This window comes from Desulfocastanea catecholica (assembly GCF_054657295.1).
On the sequence record NZ_BAAHYZ010000003.1, the window covers coordinates 39,070 to 54,004 of the forward strand.

Genomic DNA, 14,935 nt, shown 5'->3' on the forward strand with positions numbered 1-14,935 from the left:
CATTAGATCGGATGGCCCTTCTTTGGAAACCCGCAGAAAGCGATGACTTATCACTTTTTGCCGAGGCGGATGTAGCCTAGCGAGCGACTTTCGACGATGCCCATCAGCCCGTTGAAATTGGTAGAGTGATAGAGCCGCTCCTCGGGGATACCGGCGTAGAGTTTCTCAGTGATATCGTTGATCATGCCTGATACCCGGTAAAAGTAGGTGCAAAGCATCGCCGACCGATCAGTCGCCGATAAAGGCCTGATAGATCGTCCGCACCGTCGTTTCGTAATCGGTGCCGCTCACCCCAATGATGATGTTCATCTCCGAGGCGCCCTGATTGATCACCCGTACATTGATGCCGGCCCTGCCCAGTGCGCCAAAAATCTTGCCGGAAATGCCGACCGTGCGGACCATACCCTCGCCCACCAACGCCAGGTCCTTCTCGATGGAGATGCTGTCCGGCTCGAGCTGACGGCTGATCTGCTCGAGCAGCACCTCGTCGAGACCGCCCAGCTTGTCGTCCTCGATGATCACGCTAACCGAATCGATCGACGAGGGGCAATGTTCAAAGCTTACCCCCTGTTCGCGCAAAATGCCAAGAAGCCGATGGACAAAACCGATCTCCCGGTTCATCAACGTCTTCTCCAGCGAGATCATCGAAAAACCTTTTTTCCCTGCGATACCGGCTATCTCAGTGGTCGCGACCGTAGCGGCGCTAAGACTCGGGGTGATGAGGGTGCCGGGCTCATCCGGCCGGTTGGTGTTCTTGATCCGGATAGGAATTCCCGCTTCCCGCACCGGCAGGATGGCCTCGTCATGAAAGACCGAAGCGCCCATATAGGCCATCTCCCGGATCTCCCGGAAGCTGATCTCGGCTATCGGCCGGGGATTGTCGATGATGCGGGGGTCGGCCATCAAAATGCCGGAGGTGTCGGTCCAGTTCTCGTAGAGCATCGCCCCGGCGCTCCGCGCGGCTATGGCCCCGGAGATATCCGAGCCGCCGCGGGTAAAGGTTTTCACCTCGCCGTGCCGGTTACGGCCGTAAAAGCCTGCCATCACATAGCGTTTTGATGGTTCGGCCAGACGGGCGCCGAGCAGCTCGTAGCTCTCAGGCGCAATGGTGCCATTGGCCCGGATGACGATGTATTGGGCCGGATCGATGAAATCCGCACACAGGAACTCAGCTATCACCCGGGCCGAGAAATATTCGCCGCGGGACGCCGCGTAATCGGCGGAGCAGCCGGCGACCAGTTCATCACCGAACCGGTCGATGTCGGCCAGCACAGCCGGGTCAAGGCCAAGCTCAACGACGATCTCAGCATAGCGGCCGCGAATGAGACCGAACGGCTCGGTGATGGCGGTGCCCATCGTCGCCATGTCCTGGCAGAGGTAGAGTAGGTCGGTGAGCTTGCTTTCATCTCCATGGCGTTTGCCTGGGGCCGAAACCACCACGATACTTCGCCGTGGATCACTGTCGATGATCGCGGCGATTTTTTTGATCTGACCGGCGTCGGCCACGCTTGACCCGCCGAATTTGGCGACAATCCGTTCCATGAGTCCCTCTCCCACAATGATACTCGGATATCTGCTGTCGTTACATGAACAGCTGTCTCTATACCATTATTTCTCTCGGGAAGCCATCGGCCATTTCTCCAATGCAGTCTGTTGCGGGCGGTCGTTTGTCATTGGCCGATTTCACCATGACGTGCAGCAGCACATTCGCGCCTTTCTCGCAATCTTCTATTCTTTGGGGCGTTCCTATGGCTGGCCGAAATATTAGTATCATTTTGTTGATGTACAACCACTGTGATTGTGCGAAAGGGAGAATTCTTATCATGGGAGCACATTTCGAAAATTTCATGATATCGTCGGGTTGATAATTTTTTATCAAATAATCATGACACCGTCGGAACCAGGGAAATTCAGTGTGAAGCAATGGTGGACCGAGAAAGTTGAGGCCCTGGCATGAGGATAATTGAGAACGAAGAAAATCTTGTGAGATCGGACTGAAAAGGATAAGCTGGTATCTGTAAATGCAGCGGCTTCGAGTAGGAAGCCGCTTTTGTGGGGCTTTCTAAAAAGCGTTGAATTATCACCTCACCGATTGAACTCAGCTGCTCGGAATGTTGCGCAAAGTTAAAGAAGCAGAGATCACGTAGGCCGGATAAATGCGAGATGATTTGCGGTGGGTGCGGACAAAGTTTTGATGTAGGTGACCTTGAAACACTGGATGCACTGAAAAAGCAGTCTTAATAGAATTATTCGATAAGTTCAATGAGTTCAATGGGATTGGTTAATGTTCGTCGTACCGGAGGAAGGCGGAATACGTTTCAAAACCTGGAAGAAATTGCCCAGTGGCAGGAACAATAGAAAAAGCAATGCGAAGGAGATACAACATGGCAAAGGAAAGATACCAAATCAAATCGGAATGCCCTGAATGCGGATGTGGCCTTATATGCAATATGACGCCTGATGAATACCGGGAAAAATATGGCAACATCAAGGATAAAGTGACCGTTAATTGCAGTAAATGTGGCAAAGAACACGATGGCTGCGTAACTGAGGAACACACTGATGTCCAAAACAGGACAGAATCGTAAAATGATCGTGTGATTTTATTGGGTTTTGAGGATTGGAAAGTTCGTTTTTCAAAACCAGGTTCCCTTTTTCGTTTCAAAGCATTTTCGGCTGCCAGCAATCAGACACTCTCACAGGTCTTAATGGTATTTTTTTGGAATTGGCTCGGTGGTACTGCAGATGAAAATCGACCGCTTGTGAAACTTTCATGGTGCACCTCCTAGAGTTGTGGTGGTGGGAAAATCTTTGGATAAGTATCCACCATGATGCTGATGGGTCAGTGATGCGCCTCTCAGGAATTATGTATCAATCGCCCTTACCGAGCACTTGATTTACAAAAGCTCAACAAGGAGTGAGCTCAGCCAACGCCTCTGTATGTGGAAATGAAATCTATTTTAACTGGCTATCTTTACTGCCTCGCCTGTTAATACCGGTTGAAAAAGTCTGATGTTTCTCTTTCTCAGCTTGACATAGGATGCAGAGACGGACACCAGGAATAGCTTCCTTTCTGGCCGCCGGGATCGGTTCGTCGCATTCCTCGCAGTGGCTTAGGCTTTTGCCTTTAGGGATACGGCTCCTGGCTAATTTTACAGCATCTTCCACACTTGCATCAATTTGTTGTTGTACAGCTCCGTCGCTGGTCCACCCACCTGCCATTTTTTTTCCTCAGTCTCTCTGTTACTTGCAAAAGGTCCGATTCATCAAACCACTCCGCGTTCCTCTATGTATAGCTCCTGTCTTTCTATTTTAGTTAGCCTTTGGCTTCTCTGCTAGTCTGATATCAAATATGTATTCAGATCACCAGTCCATTTCATATCGCCCATCAACACAAACGAGGGCACTGGAAAAAAAAATGCAGATGGTCATAAAACATCTTTGAACGACAAGGTGAGCGGACGGCGGAATTTATCCCGGTCTTCGCTCTACCGGGTGACCGTAAAGATCCATGCCGACATAGGTAAGAAAGTAGAGTGGAACAAACCAGGGACCGGCTATTAATAGCTTAAGCTACCTATGTTCACGTGTGTGCCACAACCGCAGCACATAGATAGTGGATTCCTGAATTTCATATCGCATTTCATAATTTCCTACAAGAATCCTCCTTATCTCGCGCGATTCAAACTCAAACACTTGTTCACCAATGCGTGGATTAACTAACAAAGCAGTCGGCGCCTTAGTCACCGACTGCACTGCACGCGCAGCAGCAGGCTGATCTACTGATGCCAAAATCTCATATAGTCGTGCCAAATCTGAGAGTGCCTTACTGGTCCATTTCAGTTCCATTAGCGCGGCACAGGCAACGGATCGTCAGTGCTGAGGCTATTGGCCCATACCTGTACTGCCTGATGGTCGATAACAAGGCCTGCGTCTACGTCAGCAAGCGCCTCTCGGGTTAATCGATCACGTTGTTCTTCTTGATCAATCCAAGCTGACAATGCCTGTTTCATTATCCATCCGCGTGACCGTTCAAGTCGAGCGGCCATTTGATCGACCTTTTCAGCAAGAGGTAAGGGAACGTGCGCGGTTAATACTTTTGTTTCTTTTTGAGCCATAGTGATTCTTCCTTTGTGCACTTGTGATTGATAGTCAATCATAATGATTATTCTTGATTGCGTAAACTCGCATCCTCAAGATGCCTGATTGGGGAGTAAGTCGAAGCCAATGAAATTTTGGAAAATATGGAAATGGGGGGACTAGACTATTAATACCATCGATCCAAAAGTTCAGACATAGTCTATCTTTCTGAATTGTTACAAAAAAGTTCAGAAACATTTCAATTTGACTTGTCAGACATTGACCTTACGTTACCAATAACAACATTACAATGACCGGTCCCGCCATGGAGGCGGCCACTATTTGTGTAATCAATTTTTAAATTTTTTCACGAAAAGGATAAGTGCACTGGCTTGTTTTTTGCTATTATCGATAATTTTTACCAATATGCATTTTAGCTGGATTGTTTCCGTCCAGCTAATATCTTGGTTAGCGTACATGACCAAGACCCGCCTCACGACAGGAGTGTTTCCATGAGAAAACTCATCGTATCTACGTTTGCGTCGCTTGACGGAATCATGCAAGCACCCGGCGGACCGGAAGAAGACCCCACTGGCGGTTTTACCCTTGGTGGTTGGATGTTCCGCTACGGGGACGAAAGCATGGACATCTCAGCATCAGGTTTCGACGGCAAGGATCGCGAGCTTGTGCTCGGGCGCAGGACCTATGAGATATTCGAAGCGTACTGGCCTTATCAGCCGGATGACCATCCGATTGCGAAGACGCTCAATGCAACGAAAAAGTACGTTGCTTCGCGCACGTTGACGATACTTAACTGGAACAACGCGAAGCTGCTCAACGGCGATGTGGTCTCGGCAATTATAGATCTCAAGGCCTCCCCGGGCAAGGACCTGCAAGTGATTGGCAGCGGCAATTTGATTCAAACGCTCCAGGCCGCCTCATTGATAGACGAGTACAACGTGTGGACTTTTCCAGTGGTGCTTGGGCGGGGCAAGCGCCTCTTCAGCGAGACCGCCAAGCCATCGGCCCTGCGGCTCGTTCGCTCTCAGGTTTCGACCACTGGCGTTGTGATGAGTACCTATGTACCAGATGGCGATATCCAGCCCGGTTCGTTCCCAAGTGCCGAACCGAGCAAGGAGGAGTTGGTTCGACGCAAAAAAATGGCGAATGGGATGTGGTGATGTGAAAGTTGGCCCTGTGATACTGCAGATGAAAATCGACTACCTGTGAAACTTTCATGGTACACCTTCTGTTGTTTTGTGAAATAGCGGGAGGGCCTGCGAATTCATGATACAATAAATCACAGAATGTATAGATGGGAGCTCCGATAACCATGCCAGGAATAAGGTTAAAATATGAGCTGTGCGTTCCAATACAGGTTTGCCAAGCCGGGCACGGTTCAGCTGGCAGTTGGCAGGAGAAATGAAATGGTCGAAAGGCTTCACATAACGAGTGGTGACATTGCAGGCGGGAGTCTGGTCAAATCCGGTCTGCCCGGCGAAGTGTTCGTCTGGCACGACATACTGTATGACGGTCCCAGGTGTCCCGGTTGGCCTGATAAGGAGACCCTCAATGCCCGGGCGGTCTTCCTGGAAGAAGCCACCGCAGGCGGCTTGAGCAGGCGGGACATTGTGGAGACGCTTCACAATCAGTACTGCAAGTTGATGGAGGCGGCGGACAAACATATTGTTCTGTGGTTTGACGCGTGCCTGTTTGATCAGTCCATGCTCGCACATATCCTCACATGCCTGCTTCACCACGGTGCCCGAGAAGTGGAGCTCCTCTGTGTTGATGCATTTCCTGGAATCGAGCCTTTCCACGGTCTTGGGCAGATGCAACCCGATCAACTGGCTTCCGTGTATGGCAACCGCCAGCCCGTCACCGACTCCCAGTTCCGGTTCGCTGTCCGGGTGGACGAGGCCCTCGCCACTCAAGACTATGGCGTGTTGACCGAACTGTCTCAAGCAACAAATGCTCCGTTACCTTGGATCCCTGCAGCCCTCGCCCGATGGCTGCAGGAACGCCCTGACCCAGATACAGGACTTGGGCGGCTTGAAGATCTTGCCTTGAGGGCGATTCGTGCCGGATGCGAGAATCCAGGCATGATCTTCACATTCGTAGCTGCCGCGGACGCACCGCCACAGTTTTGGGGAGACATAACTCTCTGGGCAAGAATCAATGCGCTTGCGGAGCGCGAACCACCGTTGGTAAGGATCGACGGCCCAATGGACAGGCTGCCTCAATGGGAATGCGAGGTTTCTATCAACGACTTCACAATCAAAGCATTGCCGAACTATGGCATTAAGTAGAACGTGCAAAAAAAACGCGCAGCAGAAAATGGCAAAGACCCAGTGCTCTGGTCTGAAAATTTTCAATGTGCCTCACTCAATGAAAGGAAAACATGCCAAGACTATTCGAATCAACAGAGATAAATGGAATGAAACTCAAAAACCGTTTTGTGAGATCTGCAACCCATGAGGCAATGGCAGAACTCGATGGAACGGTAAAAGATCAGTTGTTGGACTGTATGGCTGAACTCGTCCGTGGAGAGGTAGGTCTCGTGATTACCGGGCATGCTCATGTGATAAGGGAGGGTCAGGCGGGTGTTCGACAGATGGGTGTGTATTCCGATGCAATGATCGATGGCTTGAAACGAATTTCGTCGGTTGTTCACGAAAACAGGGGGATTGTTGCCATACAACTTGCCCACGCGGGAAATAGGGGGATAGGGAAAAATGAATATGCAGCCCTTGGACCGTCAGATCTGTTTATAGACGGCAACAAAAAAGCTTCCGCAATGACAGTTGATGACATCAAAAGAACGGTAAAGGCTTTTGGTGAAGCGGCTGAAAGATCTGTTAAATCCGGCTTTGATGCCGTTCAGATCCACGCGGCCCATGGGTATTTGCTGAGCCAGTTTTTATCTCCCTATTATAACAGAAGGGATGATGGTTACGGTGGAAGCCTTGAGAATCGTGCGAAGTTGCTTCTCGAAGTGTACGAAGAAATCAGGACCAGGGTTGGAAAGGCATTTCCAGTGATGGTCAAGGTTAACTCAGAGGACTTCCTCGATGGCGGTATCACCGTGCAGGAGGTGATCAAGATCGCCCATATGCTTGAGGATCGCGGAATAGACGCAATTGAGATGAGTGGTGGAACCTTTGAATCCGGCAAGTACATTCCATCAAGGGTTGGTACATCAAAAGCAGAAAAACGAGAAGTCTACTACAGGAAGGCGGCTGAAGCATTCAAGAAAGAAATAAAGATTCCGCTTATTCTCGTCGGAGGTTTTCTGTCGTTTAATATTGCGGAGGAAGTCATAAATTCAGGACTTGCCGATTACGTGGCACTATCACGGCCTCTTATAAGGGAACCACAACTTATTGCAAGGTGGGCAAGTGGAGATACGAGAAAAGCATCATGCATTTCCTGCAACAAGTGCTTTTCGACCCTTTTCATGGAAGAGTCCTTACACTGCCCTGTTGAAAAAGAGCTGGATTAGTAAAAATATAGACTATCCAGAATCGCGGTCCTTAACTCATTGTGAACATTGTGAAGGCGGCAAGATACCAACCTCAATCTCAAAATTTTTTATCTGGTATTCAAATAAAAACTGCTGATCATCCCTAAAGACCCGTCAGGAATAAGGTCAACAAAGTAAGTGAACTCCTTTCCGGGACTTGCCAGTGGAAATCTGTAGAATTGAACTTATTTTCTGCCTCGACCGTTGGCCCACATTTGAGCGTTATTGGTAGCAAGTTTTCATCCAAAGGGATTGTGCGATTTACCGGAGCCATTTCTTTCTCTTCATTATATGCAGATACTCTTGTCGCCGAATCCATTTCACACTTGACGATGAAGCCTCTCTCTTGATAGTGTTTGCTCTATTGATTTCCCGCATATCGGGACTGGCAGTGCAGGTGCAATCTGCATCGCAATAAATTCCGGCGAACGGCACGGTGTTCTTGCCCGAATCCTGGAGCTCCTATCCACTCTAATGCCCTGAATAATGACAAGGGGCGAGCTGGAGTTGCGGTATGAAACATGTCATCATTGGCAATGGCATCGCTGGAGTCCGTGCGGCCGAGGCTATCCGTGAACTGGATGTAACTGCCGCCATCACCATGATCGGCGATGAAACCTTTCTTCCCTACAGCCGACCCATGATCAGCCATGTGCTGGAGGGCTCCCAATCCCATACCAAACTGCCGATTCGATCGACAGAGTTCTACAACGACCTCGCCATCGAGCCGTTGCTTGGCAATCGAGCGGCAGGCATCGAAGTGGAGTCGTGCCAGGTAATTCTGGCGAATGGGGTAAAAGTTCCCTATGACCGACTACTCATAGCCGCCGGGGCCGATCCCCGGCCAATCAAGGCTGATGGACTGGGGTTGGAAAACATCTTCTACATGCGCACACAGGCCCATGTTATGGCCCAGGTGGCCGCTCTGGATGGCGCTCGCAAAGCCGTGGTGCTCGGCGGCGGGCTGGTGGGTTTCAAAGCCGCCTACGGACTTTTGAAACGTGGTCTTGCAGTCACCATGCTTATTACCTCCGGGTATCCCTTGTCCATGCAGGTAGACCCTGTGGCAGGCCAAATGATTCTTGACGAAATGGTTCGCCATGGCCTTATCGTCGAAGTCGGGGTTACAGTTCAAGGCTTTACCGGAAGCAAAAGGGTTGAGGCGGTGGTTACTGATACTGGCCGTCGTCTGGACTGCGACCTGGTGATTATCGGCAAGGGAGTCCTGCCGTGCAGGGATTTTATACCCAGTGACAGGGTTGAGGTGGATCTCGGAGTTGTAGTGGATGAATATCTGCAGACCAGCGCCACAAATATCTACGCAGCCGGAGACGTGGCGGAACTGCACGATTTAGCCAGAGACTGCCGCTGGGTAAATGCGCTCTGGCCGGAAGCAGCCAATCAGGGCCGGGCGGCTGGTTACAACATGGCAGGAAGACGGGTGGCCTATCCCGGCAGCCTGAGCCGCAACGTTATGCGGGTCTTTGACCTGGACGTTCTCACCGTGGGTAATGCTAATCCTAGGGACGAAAACGGGTTGATCTCCATTTCGACTGGAGGACCGGCCGATCGTCTGTACCGTCGCCTAGTGATAAAAGAGGATCGGCTGGTTGGGGCCGTGCTGATCGGCGATATCGAACAGGGTGGGGTGCTCCGCGCCTTGATTGAGAACCGCACTCCTTTGCGTCTGCCCGCCGAAAGGCTGCTGCGGTCCGGATTTAATTTTGGCCAGCTGTTTTAGAGTTTTTGCAAAACATACTGGATTAAAGCAGGAGGATCGTTTTTTATTACCTTGGATTACGTGTATTACAAAGGAGGAGCCATGAATCAAGTCGTCGTTCATCCTGAACGGTGTGTAGGCTGCATGCAGTGCATGTTGACCTGTGCTACGGCCCACTCGCGCAACGGCACACTGTTTAGTGCTGCGTTGGAACGTCCGCAGCCAAAACCTCGCATCCATGTGGGTGCAGGCCGTTTTAACGAGGGTTTCCCCAACCGCTGTCGCCATTGCCAACCCGCACCCTGCCAGGCCGCCTGTCTAGCAGGTGCCATCAACTGGATAGCCAACACCGGCACGGTAATGATCAATCCGGACCGCTGCATCAATTGTGCTTCCTGCGCCATGGCCTGTCCCTACGGGGTGATCCGCTTTCATGAAGATCCTCTTGGCCCGCCAAATCGGCCGATAGCCGTCAAATGCGATAACTGCAGTAGCCGGGTAGCCAAAGGGTTGATTCCCGCTTGTGTCGAGGTGTGCAAAGCAGGCGCCTTGACCTGGGAGCCGGTTGATGAAGCCATGCGGCGGAAAAACCGTGAGGTTGCCCGGGCTATGACCGGGGAAGCTGATAATCCGAATGTCTCCGCCGGAGTGGCCCTGCTGAAGTCCATCAAACGTGCAGAACTCGAATTGAACGAGCGCTGAGATGATACCATTTTGAAGACAAGGAGAGACAATCATGTTTGCTCAAAAATCCAGCCTGTCGGTCACCAAAGACTGTGATCTGCTCTACGCCAAGGCTCGCAAGGATGGTATCGAAACTGTCTGGGAACGACACGAGGCCCAGCAGCCCCAGTGTGGTTTCTGCGATATGGGGCTTTCCTGCCGCATCTGCGTGATGGGACCATGCCGGGTAGATCCTTTCGGTGAAGGTCCCCAGACTGGCGTCTGCGGCGCGGATGCCGATATCATCGTCGCCCGTAATCTTTGCCGGATGATTGCTGCCGGTGCCGCCTCCCATTCAGACCACGGTCGCGATCTGGTTGAAGTGCTTGCCGGAGTCGCCGATGGAAGCGCCATCGGTTACAAAATCCGTGATGAAGCAAAACTTAAAAGGCTTGCCACAGAATACGGTATTGTCGTCGACGGCAAAGAAACCCTGGCCCTCGCAGGTGAACTGGCCCAGGCGATGATGGAGGATTACGGCATGCGCCGCAAGGCCATCCAACTCGTCGATCGCGCCCCGCAGAAGCGGCGCGAAGTGTGGAAAAAGTACAATCTTATCCCCCGCGGCATCGATCGGGAAACCTCGGAGATGATGCACCGTACTCACATGGGTGTGGACAACAACTGGGTGACCCTGCTGCTTCAGGGGATGCGTAACGCGCTCTCGGACGGATGGGGCGGTTCTATGATCGCCACCGAGGTCTCGGACATCCTTTTCGGCGTGCCTACCCCGCGGCCGACTATGGTCAACGCAGGGGTGCTCAAAGCCGATCAGGTCAACATCGTCGTACACGGCCATAACCCTGTTGTCTCGGAGATGGTTTCACTGGCCTGTCAGTCGCAAGACCTGCTAGATCTGGCAAAAACCAAAGGAGCTGCTGGTATAAATTTGGTTGGCGTCTGTTGTACCGGAAATGAGCTGCTTATGCGTCGCGGTATCGCCATGGCCGGCAACCATTTGATGACGGAACTTATCCTCTCTACTGGTGCGGTGGACATGATGATCGTTGATTACCAGTGCATCATGCCGTCAATCGGCAAGGCAGCCGGTTGCTACCATACCAAGATGATAAGTACCAGCGATAAGGCCCAATTTCCACAGATGGAACATGTGGAGTTCCATCCCGGTAATGCTGAGAAAAAGGCCGTCGAGGTAGTTCGCACAGCAGTAGAGAATTACGCCAACCGCAAAGGTGTCCCCTATATTCCAGTGGAGCCACAACCTGCTGTCGGCGGCTTTTCCGTGGAGACCATCATCAGCGCCATGGGCGGCACTGCCGACCCGTTGATCGATGCCATCAAAACCGGCAAGATCCGCGGCGCGGTTGGTATTGTCGGTTGCAACAACCCAAAAATCAAGCACGACTACGGCCACGTGACCCTGACCAAGCGACTCATTGAAAACGATATCCTGGTGATTGATACCGGATGCGTCTCGGTGGCTAACGCCAAAGCTGGCTTCAAGTTGCCCGAAGCCGCAGAAATGGCCGGGCCAGGACTGCAGGCGATCTGCAAAGCGCTGGGTATCCCGCCGGTGCTGCATATGGGTTCCTGTGTCGATAACGTCCGCATCCTTGTGCTGGTTTCGGCCCTGGCCAATGCTCTAGGTGTGGATATCTGCGACCTGCCGGTAGCCGGCTCGGCGCCGGAGTGGTATTCGGAGAAGGCGGTCACCATCGGGGTCTACTTCGTTGCCTCGGGGGTCACCACCCACCTTGGCCCGATGCCTCCCATTACCGGATCCATGAACGTGGTCAAACTGCTCACCGAAGGCCTTAAAGACGTGGTTGGGGCCACTTTCGCAGTCGAGCCCGATCCGGAAAAGGCGGCAATTTTTCTGCGCCAAACCATTGAGGGGAAACGCCAGGCGTTGGGTCTCGATAATCGTACTATCGGATAAAAACAGCTACGATACAAGCCTGGGGGTTTTTAAGGACACCCAGGCTATTTGTATGCTCCCATATCTTATCTGAAGGGGTCATTGATTAATATTTTAACCTGACGATATTTGTAATCAAAGTGAACTTTAGGTCGCGTTCTCTGTTTTATCCTGAATGTTGAATCCCTGAAGACTTCAATCTGAGATTGCTCGATATTGTTGTGTAATTATCCGCATTGCCTAGCAGGCATTCTTTCTGTATAACTTTACAAGTGGCAAGATAAACAGTTCTGTATACATCCTCATTCGCCCAAAACAAGGAAGAGCTTAGGCTATGGATAATTACAAACTCTTAATCGACCTACACAAACAAGGCTGTCGGCAAGGACCGGGTGGGGATGCCGAGACGGAGCAGGCGCTCAATCTGGCCAAAGTCAACCGGACCACGCCGCTCAAGATTGCAGATATCGGTTGTGGTACGGGGGCATCCACCCTCCTGCTTGCCAGGCTCTTGAATGCCCAAATCACGGCGGTGGACTTCCTTCAGAACTTTCTGGATGTGCTCGAGGACAGGGCTGAAAGCATGGGGGTGGCAGACAGGATCTCAACACTTGCCTGCTCCATGGACAACCTACCTTTCGCCGATGACGAATTGGACGTCATCTGGTCCGAGGGAGCAATCTATAACATCGGATTTGAAAAAGGAGTGGCGGACTGGCGACGCTACCTGAAGGCGGGTGGTCTATTTGTTGCTTCCGAGATCACATGGATCACGGCCTCCCGACCAGCGGAACTCCAGAACCATTGGGATAGCGAATATCCCAAAATCGATGTCGCCTCGGCCAAGATCAGGATTCTGGAAAATCACGGTTATTCGCCGGTTGGGTATTTTGTATTACCAGAGCAATGCTGGCTAGATGAGTATTACCGACCCATGCAAGCCAGGTTTGAAGACTTCCTGAACCGGAACGGAAACAATGCAGAAGCACGTGCGATCGTGGCTGCGGAACAACGGGAAATCGACCTCTACCAGACATACAGGGCTTATTTCAGCTACGGGGTGTATGTCGCGAGAAAGCTGAAGTAAATAGGCGAATCAGGTAACTGGGGGAATCTCTCCCCCCCTAGCCACCACAGCACCCAGTATGAGGGTCCTCACTAAACGGTTCCCTGAGGCTTACCTGTTACTTAACTGTGCCCGATACTTTCATATCAAGCATTGAGGTTGGAAGGATGAACCTCCTGTCTTTGGGATTGTTGACGAAAAATGCCATAGTTCTAGTATACCTCAGGGTGCTGTTTCGCAACTGGAGTGACGTACAGGAAAGCTTACGAATACACTTCGACTTCTTTGGGGAAATGAACAGCTTCTATGTAAATTCTGTGTAGCGGATACTTTTGGGAGTTTATATCAGAAAAAAAAGAAATACGGTGTTTGCTAACTCGCACTTTTACCTGGCGTGTATATGCGAATATTGCAGGACAGGGAGAAGTTTTTTCTTTGGAGAATTATCGGTTCATCCGACTAAAACGTACTTTGTCTCGTGAAGGGCCATTATTTTCAATACCAAAACCATGATAGAGTAAACTCGTGGACATGCAGAACCCTCCTTATTTTTTGCTTGGTTGCTTTAATAAGGACTGCATGTCCATTCTTTTTGCTACTAATTTTTCACTGCACTTACGCTTAATTTGGAAGAACCATTTATTTGGCGATGCGTGGTGATCCCATTTCTTTCTGCGGAAAAAAACTTCTTCATCACTCTGAAAAACCGTCCTATGATGAGAATGATCTCCTCATCATGCAATTGATGACATTTTCTGCAAAGTACATCCATTTCTTCCAAGCTTAGGCTTTTAGATTCATAATCTCCAGTCCTGTCTTCGATGGTTTGATTAATAGGGTTCACAATGTCCTCCTTTTATCGATTATCGATAATGCTACCTTTACAATCATATAGCGTTTTTTTAACGCCTCCTATTTCAGTTGCACTTCCTCCAGTAATGGGATATTTCCCGAAAGTGCGATGCTAAATAACGTGCCGAATATTCACGGTGGTTTCTTTCTAAAGCCACAACTATTGGAGGATGAAGGGCATATAATTTCTCCATGGGCATTGATGTATCCACAATTGTTGCCATGACCTGAGACTGCATCCTGAGAGCCTCCCACATAGTCAGCATGGTCTGATTGCCAGAAAACTTTACAATGGAGCGATGAAACAGATTGTCTGCCAATGTAAAAGCCTTCACATCTGTATTGGTAACGGCCCTATGCATAGATTCAAGATGAATACTGAGCTGCTCCGCAAGCTTTACAGTATCGATTTCAGCAAGAATCAAGCAGTGCCCTTCAAGTGCTTCACGCACCAGATATGCTTCCTCAATTTCCTTCTTGTTGAACCTTCTGACCAAAGCGCCCACATGGGGTTTGTGTTCAATATAACCAAGAGCTTGCAAGCTACGAAGTGCCTCACGCACTGGAGCCTGACTGGTGCCAAACTCGTTGGCAATCTGTAATTCTTTCAATCTGTCGCCTGAGTTTAGCGTACCTTCTACAATCCTATCAATAAGAATAGATTTTATCTGCTCTGTCAGACTATCCTTACTCACGGCTTTACGACCCATCACATTTATATCTCCTTTTATATATTATCGATAATATATGATCTATAAATCATTGTCAAGGATTGGTCACTGACGCCGTCATAAAAGTTGCATCTTGAGATATTCTTTTGTCCCTGCTTAACAAGAAGACTCAATGTTTGAAGCTCTTCCTGTTAGGGATGCTACCAGTATACGTAATGAATTTTCCCCATAAATCTCACCTCTGGCTATATGTTCCACCAAATGTCCCTTTATCGGACAACCAGTTTTTCTCTGAAAAAAGTAAATATCCACCTAAGATTATTGGCCTTGCCACCTTGAATCATGGCCCTAATATACCCAATCGCATCATAGAACTAAATAAAAAAGCACCTAACTCAAAATGAGCTAAGTGCTTGAATTT

Annotated in this window: 16 protein-coding genes; 9 read left to right on the top strand and 7 right to left on the bottom strand. The window is 50.2% G+C overall.

Annotated elements, in window-relative coordinates:
- Positions 1-50: 50 nt before the first annotated feature.
- Both ACYQ8U_RS03515 and ACYQ8U_RS03520 read right to left on the bottom strand, forming a co-directional pair.
- Positions 51-218 carry a hypothetical protein gene (locus ACYQ8U_RS03515; RefSeq protein ID WP_459944129.1) on the bottom strand — a complete coding sequence of 56 codons (168 nt, stop codon included), beginning with the start codon at positions 216-218 and terminating at the stop codon, positions 51-53.
- A 10-nt stretch (positions 219-228) separates the two neighbouring features.
- Complete coding sequence (locus ACYQ8U_RS03520) at positions 229-1,542, bottom strand: aspartate kinase (protein WP_459944130.1); 1,314 nt, start codon at positions 1,540-1,542, stop codon at positions 229-231.
- Between the two features lie 16 nt (positions 1,543-1,558).
- Between ACYQ8U_RS03520 and ACYQ8U_RS03525 the strand changes: the two genes are divergently transcribed.
- Positions 1,559-1,768, top strand: coding sequence for a hypothetical protein (locus ACYQ8U_RS03525; protein WP_459944131.1), 210 nt, complete (start codon positions 1,559-1,561; stop codon positions 1,766-1,768).
- 616 nt (positions 1,769-2,384) lie between these two features.
- The gene (locus tag ACYQ8U_RS03530; RefSeq protein ID WP_459944132.1) at positions 2,385-2,588 is read left to right on the top strand and encodes a hypothetical protein; all 204 of its coding nucleotides are present in this window, start codon (positions 2,385-2,387) and stop codon (positions 2,586-2,588) included.
- A 367-nt stretch (positions 2,589-2,955) separates the two neighbouring features.
- Here the strand turns inward: ACYQ8U_RS03530 and ACYQ8U_RS03535 are convergent, their stop codons facing one another.
- The 3 genes from ACYQ8U_RS03535 to ACYQ8U_RS03545 form a co-directional block, all read right to left on the bottom strand.
- Positions 2,956-3,222 carry a DksA/TraR family C4-type zinc finger protein gene (locus ACYQ8U_RS03535; RefSeq protein ID WP_459944133.1) on the bottom strand — a complete coding sequence of 89 codons (267 nt, stop codon included), beginning with the start codon at positions 3,220-3,222 and terminating at the stop codon, positions 2,956-2,958.
- Between the two features lie 351 nt (positions 3,223-3,573).
- A complete protein-coding gene (locus ACYQ8U_RS03540; protein ID WP_459944134.1) occupies positions 3,574-3,849 on the bottom strand; it encodes a type II toxin-antitoxin system RelE/ParE family toxin in 276 nt (91 codons plus the stop codon).
- Complete coding sequence (locus tag ACYQ8U_RS03545; protein WP_459944368.1) at positions 3,849-4,118, bottom strand: CopG family ribbon-helix-helix protein; 270 nt, start codon at positions 4,116-4,118, stop codon at positions 3,849-3,851. Before ACYQ8U_RS03545 ends, ACYQ8U_RS03540 begins: the two co-directional genes overlap by 1 nt.
- A 474-nt stretch (positions 4,119-4,592) precedes the next feature.
- Between ACYQ8U_RS03545 and ACYQ8U_RS03550 the strand changes: the two genes are divergently transcribed.
- The 7 genes from ACYQ8U_RS03550 (at position 4,593) to ACYQ8U_RS03580 (ending at position 13,012) form a co-directional block, all read left to right on the top strand.
- Entirely contained in the window at positions 4,593-5,261 is a 669-nt protein-coding gene (locus ACYQ8U_RS03550; protein WP_459944135.1) for a dihydrofolate reductase family protein, read from the top strand.
- Between the two features lie 246 nt (positions 5,262-5,507).
- Positions 5,508-6,389 carry a hypothetical protein gene (locus tag ACYQ8U_RS03555; RefSeq protein ID WP_459944136.1) on the top strand — a complete coding sequence of 294 codons (882 nt, stop codon included), beginning with the start codon at positions 5,508-5,510 and terminating at the stop codon, positions 6,387-6,389.
- A gap of 92 nt (positions 6,390-6,481) precedes the next feature.
- Positions 6,482-7,582, top strand: coding sequence for an oxidoreductase (locus tag ACYQ8U_RS03560; protein ID WP_459944137.1), 1,101 nt, complete (start codon positions 6,482-6,484; stop codon positions 7,580-7,582).
- A 535-nt stretch (positions 7,583-8,117) separates the two neighbouring features.
- Complete coding sequence (locus ACYQ8U_RS03565) at positions 8,118-9,344, top strand: NAD(P)/FAD-dependent oxidoreductase (protein WP_459944138.1); 1,227 nt, start codon at positions 8,118-8,120, stop codon at positions 9,342-9,344.
- 81 nt (positions 9,345-9,425) lie between these two features.
- Complete coding sequence (locus ACYQ8U_RS03570; RefSeq protein WP_459944139.1) at positions 9,426-10,025, top strand: 4Fe-4S dicluster domain-containing protein; 600 nt, start codon at positions 9,426-9,428, stop codon at positions 10,023-10,025.
- 34 nt (positions 10,026-10,059) lie between these two features.
- Positions 10,060-11,946: an anaerobic carbon-monoxide dehydrogenase catalytic subunit gene (gene cooS / locus ACYQ8U_RS03575; protein WP_459944140.1), complete on the top strand. Its 1,887-nt coding sequence runs from the start codon at positions 10,060-10,062 to the stop codon at positions 11,944-11,946.
- A gap of 313 nt (positions 11,947-12,259) precedes the next feature.
- Positions 12,260-13,012, top strand: a complete 753-nt coding sequence (locus tag ACYQ8U_RS03580) for a class I SAM-dependent methyltransferase (RefSeq protein ID WP_459944141.1) — start codon at positions 12,260-12,262, stop codon at positions 13,010-13,012.
- 577 nt (positions 13,013-13,589) lie between these two features.
- Here the strand turns inward: ACYQ8U_RS03580 and ACYQ8U_RS03585 are convergent.
- Entirely contained in the window at positions 13,590-13,835 is a 246-nt protein-coding gene (locus ACYQ8U_RS03585) for a hypothetical protein (protein ID WP_459944142.1), read from the bottom strand.
- 73 nt (positions 13,836-13,908) lie between these two features.
- Positions 13,909-14,553 carry a GntR family transcriptional regulator gene (locus ACYQ8U_RS03590; protein WP_459944143.1) on the bottom strand — a complete coding sequence of 215 codons (645 nt, stop codon included), beginning with the start codon at positions 14,551-14,553 and terminating at the stop codon, positions 13,909-13,911.
- Between the last annotated feature and the right edge of the window lie 382 nt (positions 14,554-14,935).

Excerpts from the sequence above, each read along its gene's own strand:
- ACYQ8U_RS03515 (WP_459944129.1), bottom strand. The coding sequence starts at position 218 with ATGCTTTGCACCTACTTTTACCGGGTATCAGGCATGATCAACGATATC.
- ACYQ8U_RS03520 (WP_459944130.1), bottom strand. The coding sequence starts at position 1,542 with ATGGAACGGATTGTCGCCAAATTCGGCGGGTCAAGCGTGGCCGACGCC.
- ACYQ8U_RS03525 (WP_459944131.1), top strand. The coding sequence starts at position 1,559 with ATGATACTCGGATATCTGCTGTCGTTACATGAACAGCTGTCTCTATAC.
- ACYQ8U_RS03530 (WP_459944132.1), top strand. The coding sequence starts at position 2,385 with ATGGCAAAGGAAAGATACCAAATCAAATCGGAATGCCCTGAATGCGGA.
- ACYQ8U_RS03535 (WP_459944133.1), bottom strand. The coding sequence starts at position 3,222 with ATGGCAGGTGGGTGGACCAGCGACGGAGCTGTACAACAACAAATTGAT.
- ACYQ8U_RS03540 (WP_459944134.1), bottom strand. The coding sequence starts at position 3,849 with ATGGAACTGAAATGGACCAGTAAGGCACTCTCAGATTTGGCACGACTA.
- ACYQ8U_RS03545 (WP_459944368.1), bottom strand. The coding sequence starts at position 4,118 with ATGGCTCAAAAAGAAACAAAAGTATTAACCGCGCACGTTCCCTTACCT.
- ACYQ8U_RS03550 (WP_459944135.1), top strand. The coding sequence starts at position 4,593 with ATGAGAAAACTCATCGTATCTACGTTTGCGTCGCTTGACGGAATCATG.
- ACYQ8U_RS03555 (WP_459944136.1), top strand. The coding sequence starts at position 5,508 with ATGGTCGAAAGGCTTCACATAACGAGTGGTGACATTGCAGGCGGGAGT.
- ACYQ8U_RS03560 (WP_459944137.1), top strand. The coding sequence starts at position 6,482 with ATGCCAAGACTATTCGAATCAACAGAGATAAATGGAATGAAACTCAAA.
- ACYQ8U_RS03565 (WP_459944138.1), top strand. The coding sequence starts at position 8,118 with ATGAAACATGTCATCATTGGCAATGGCATCGCTGGAGTCCGTGCGGCC.
- ACYQ8U_RS03570 (WP_459944139.1), top strand. The coding sequence starts at position 9,426 with ATGAATCAAGTCGTCGTTCATCCTGAACGGTGTGTAGGCTGCATGCAG.
- cooS (WP_459944140.1), top strand. The coding sequence starts at position 10,060 with ATGTTTGCTCAAAAATCCAGCCTGTCGGTCACCAAAGACTGTGATCTG.
- ACYQ8U_RS03580 (WP_459944141.1), top strand. The coding sequence starts at position 12,260 with ATGGATAATTACAAACTCTTAATCGACCTACACAAACAAGGCTGTCGG.
- ACYQ8U_RS03590 (WP_459944143.1), bottom strand. The coding sequence starts at position 14,553 with ATGGGTCGTAAAGCCGTGAGTAAGGATAGTCTGACAGAGCAGATAAAA.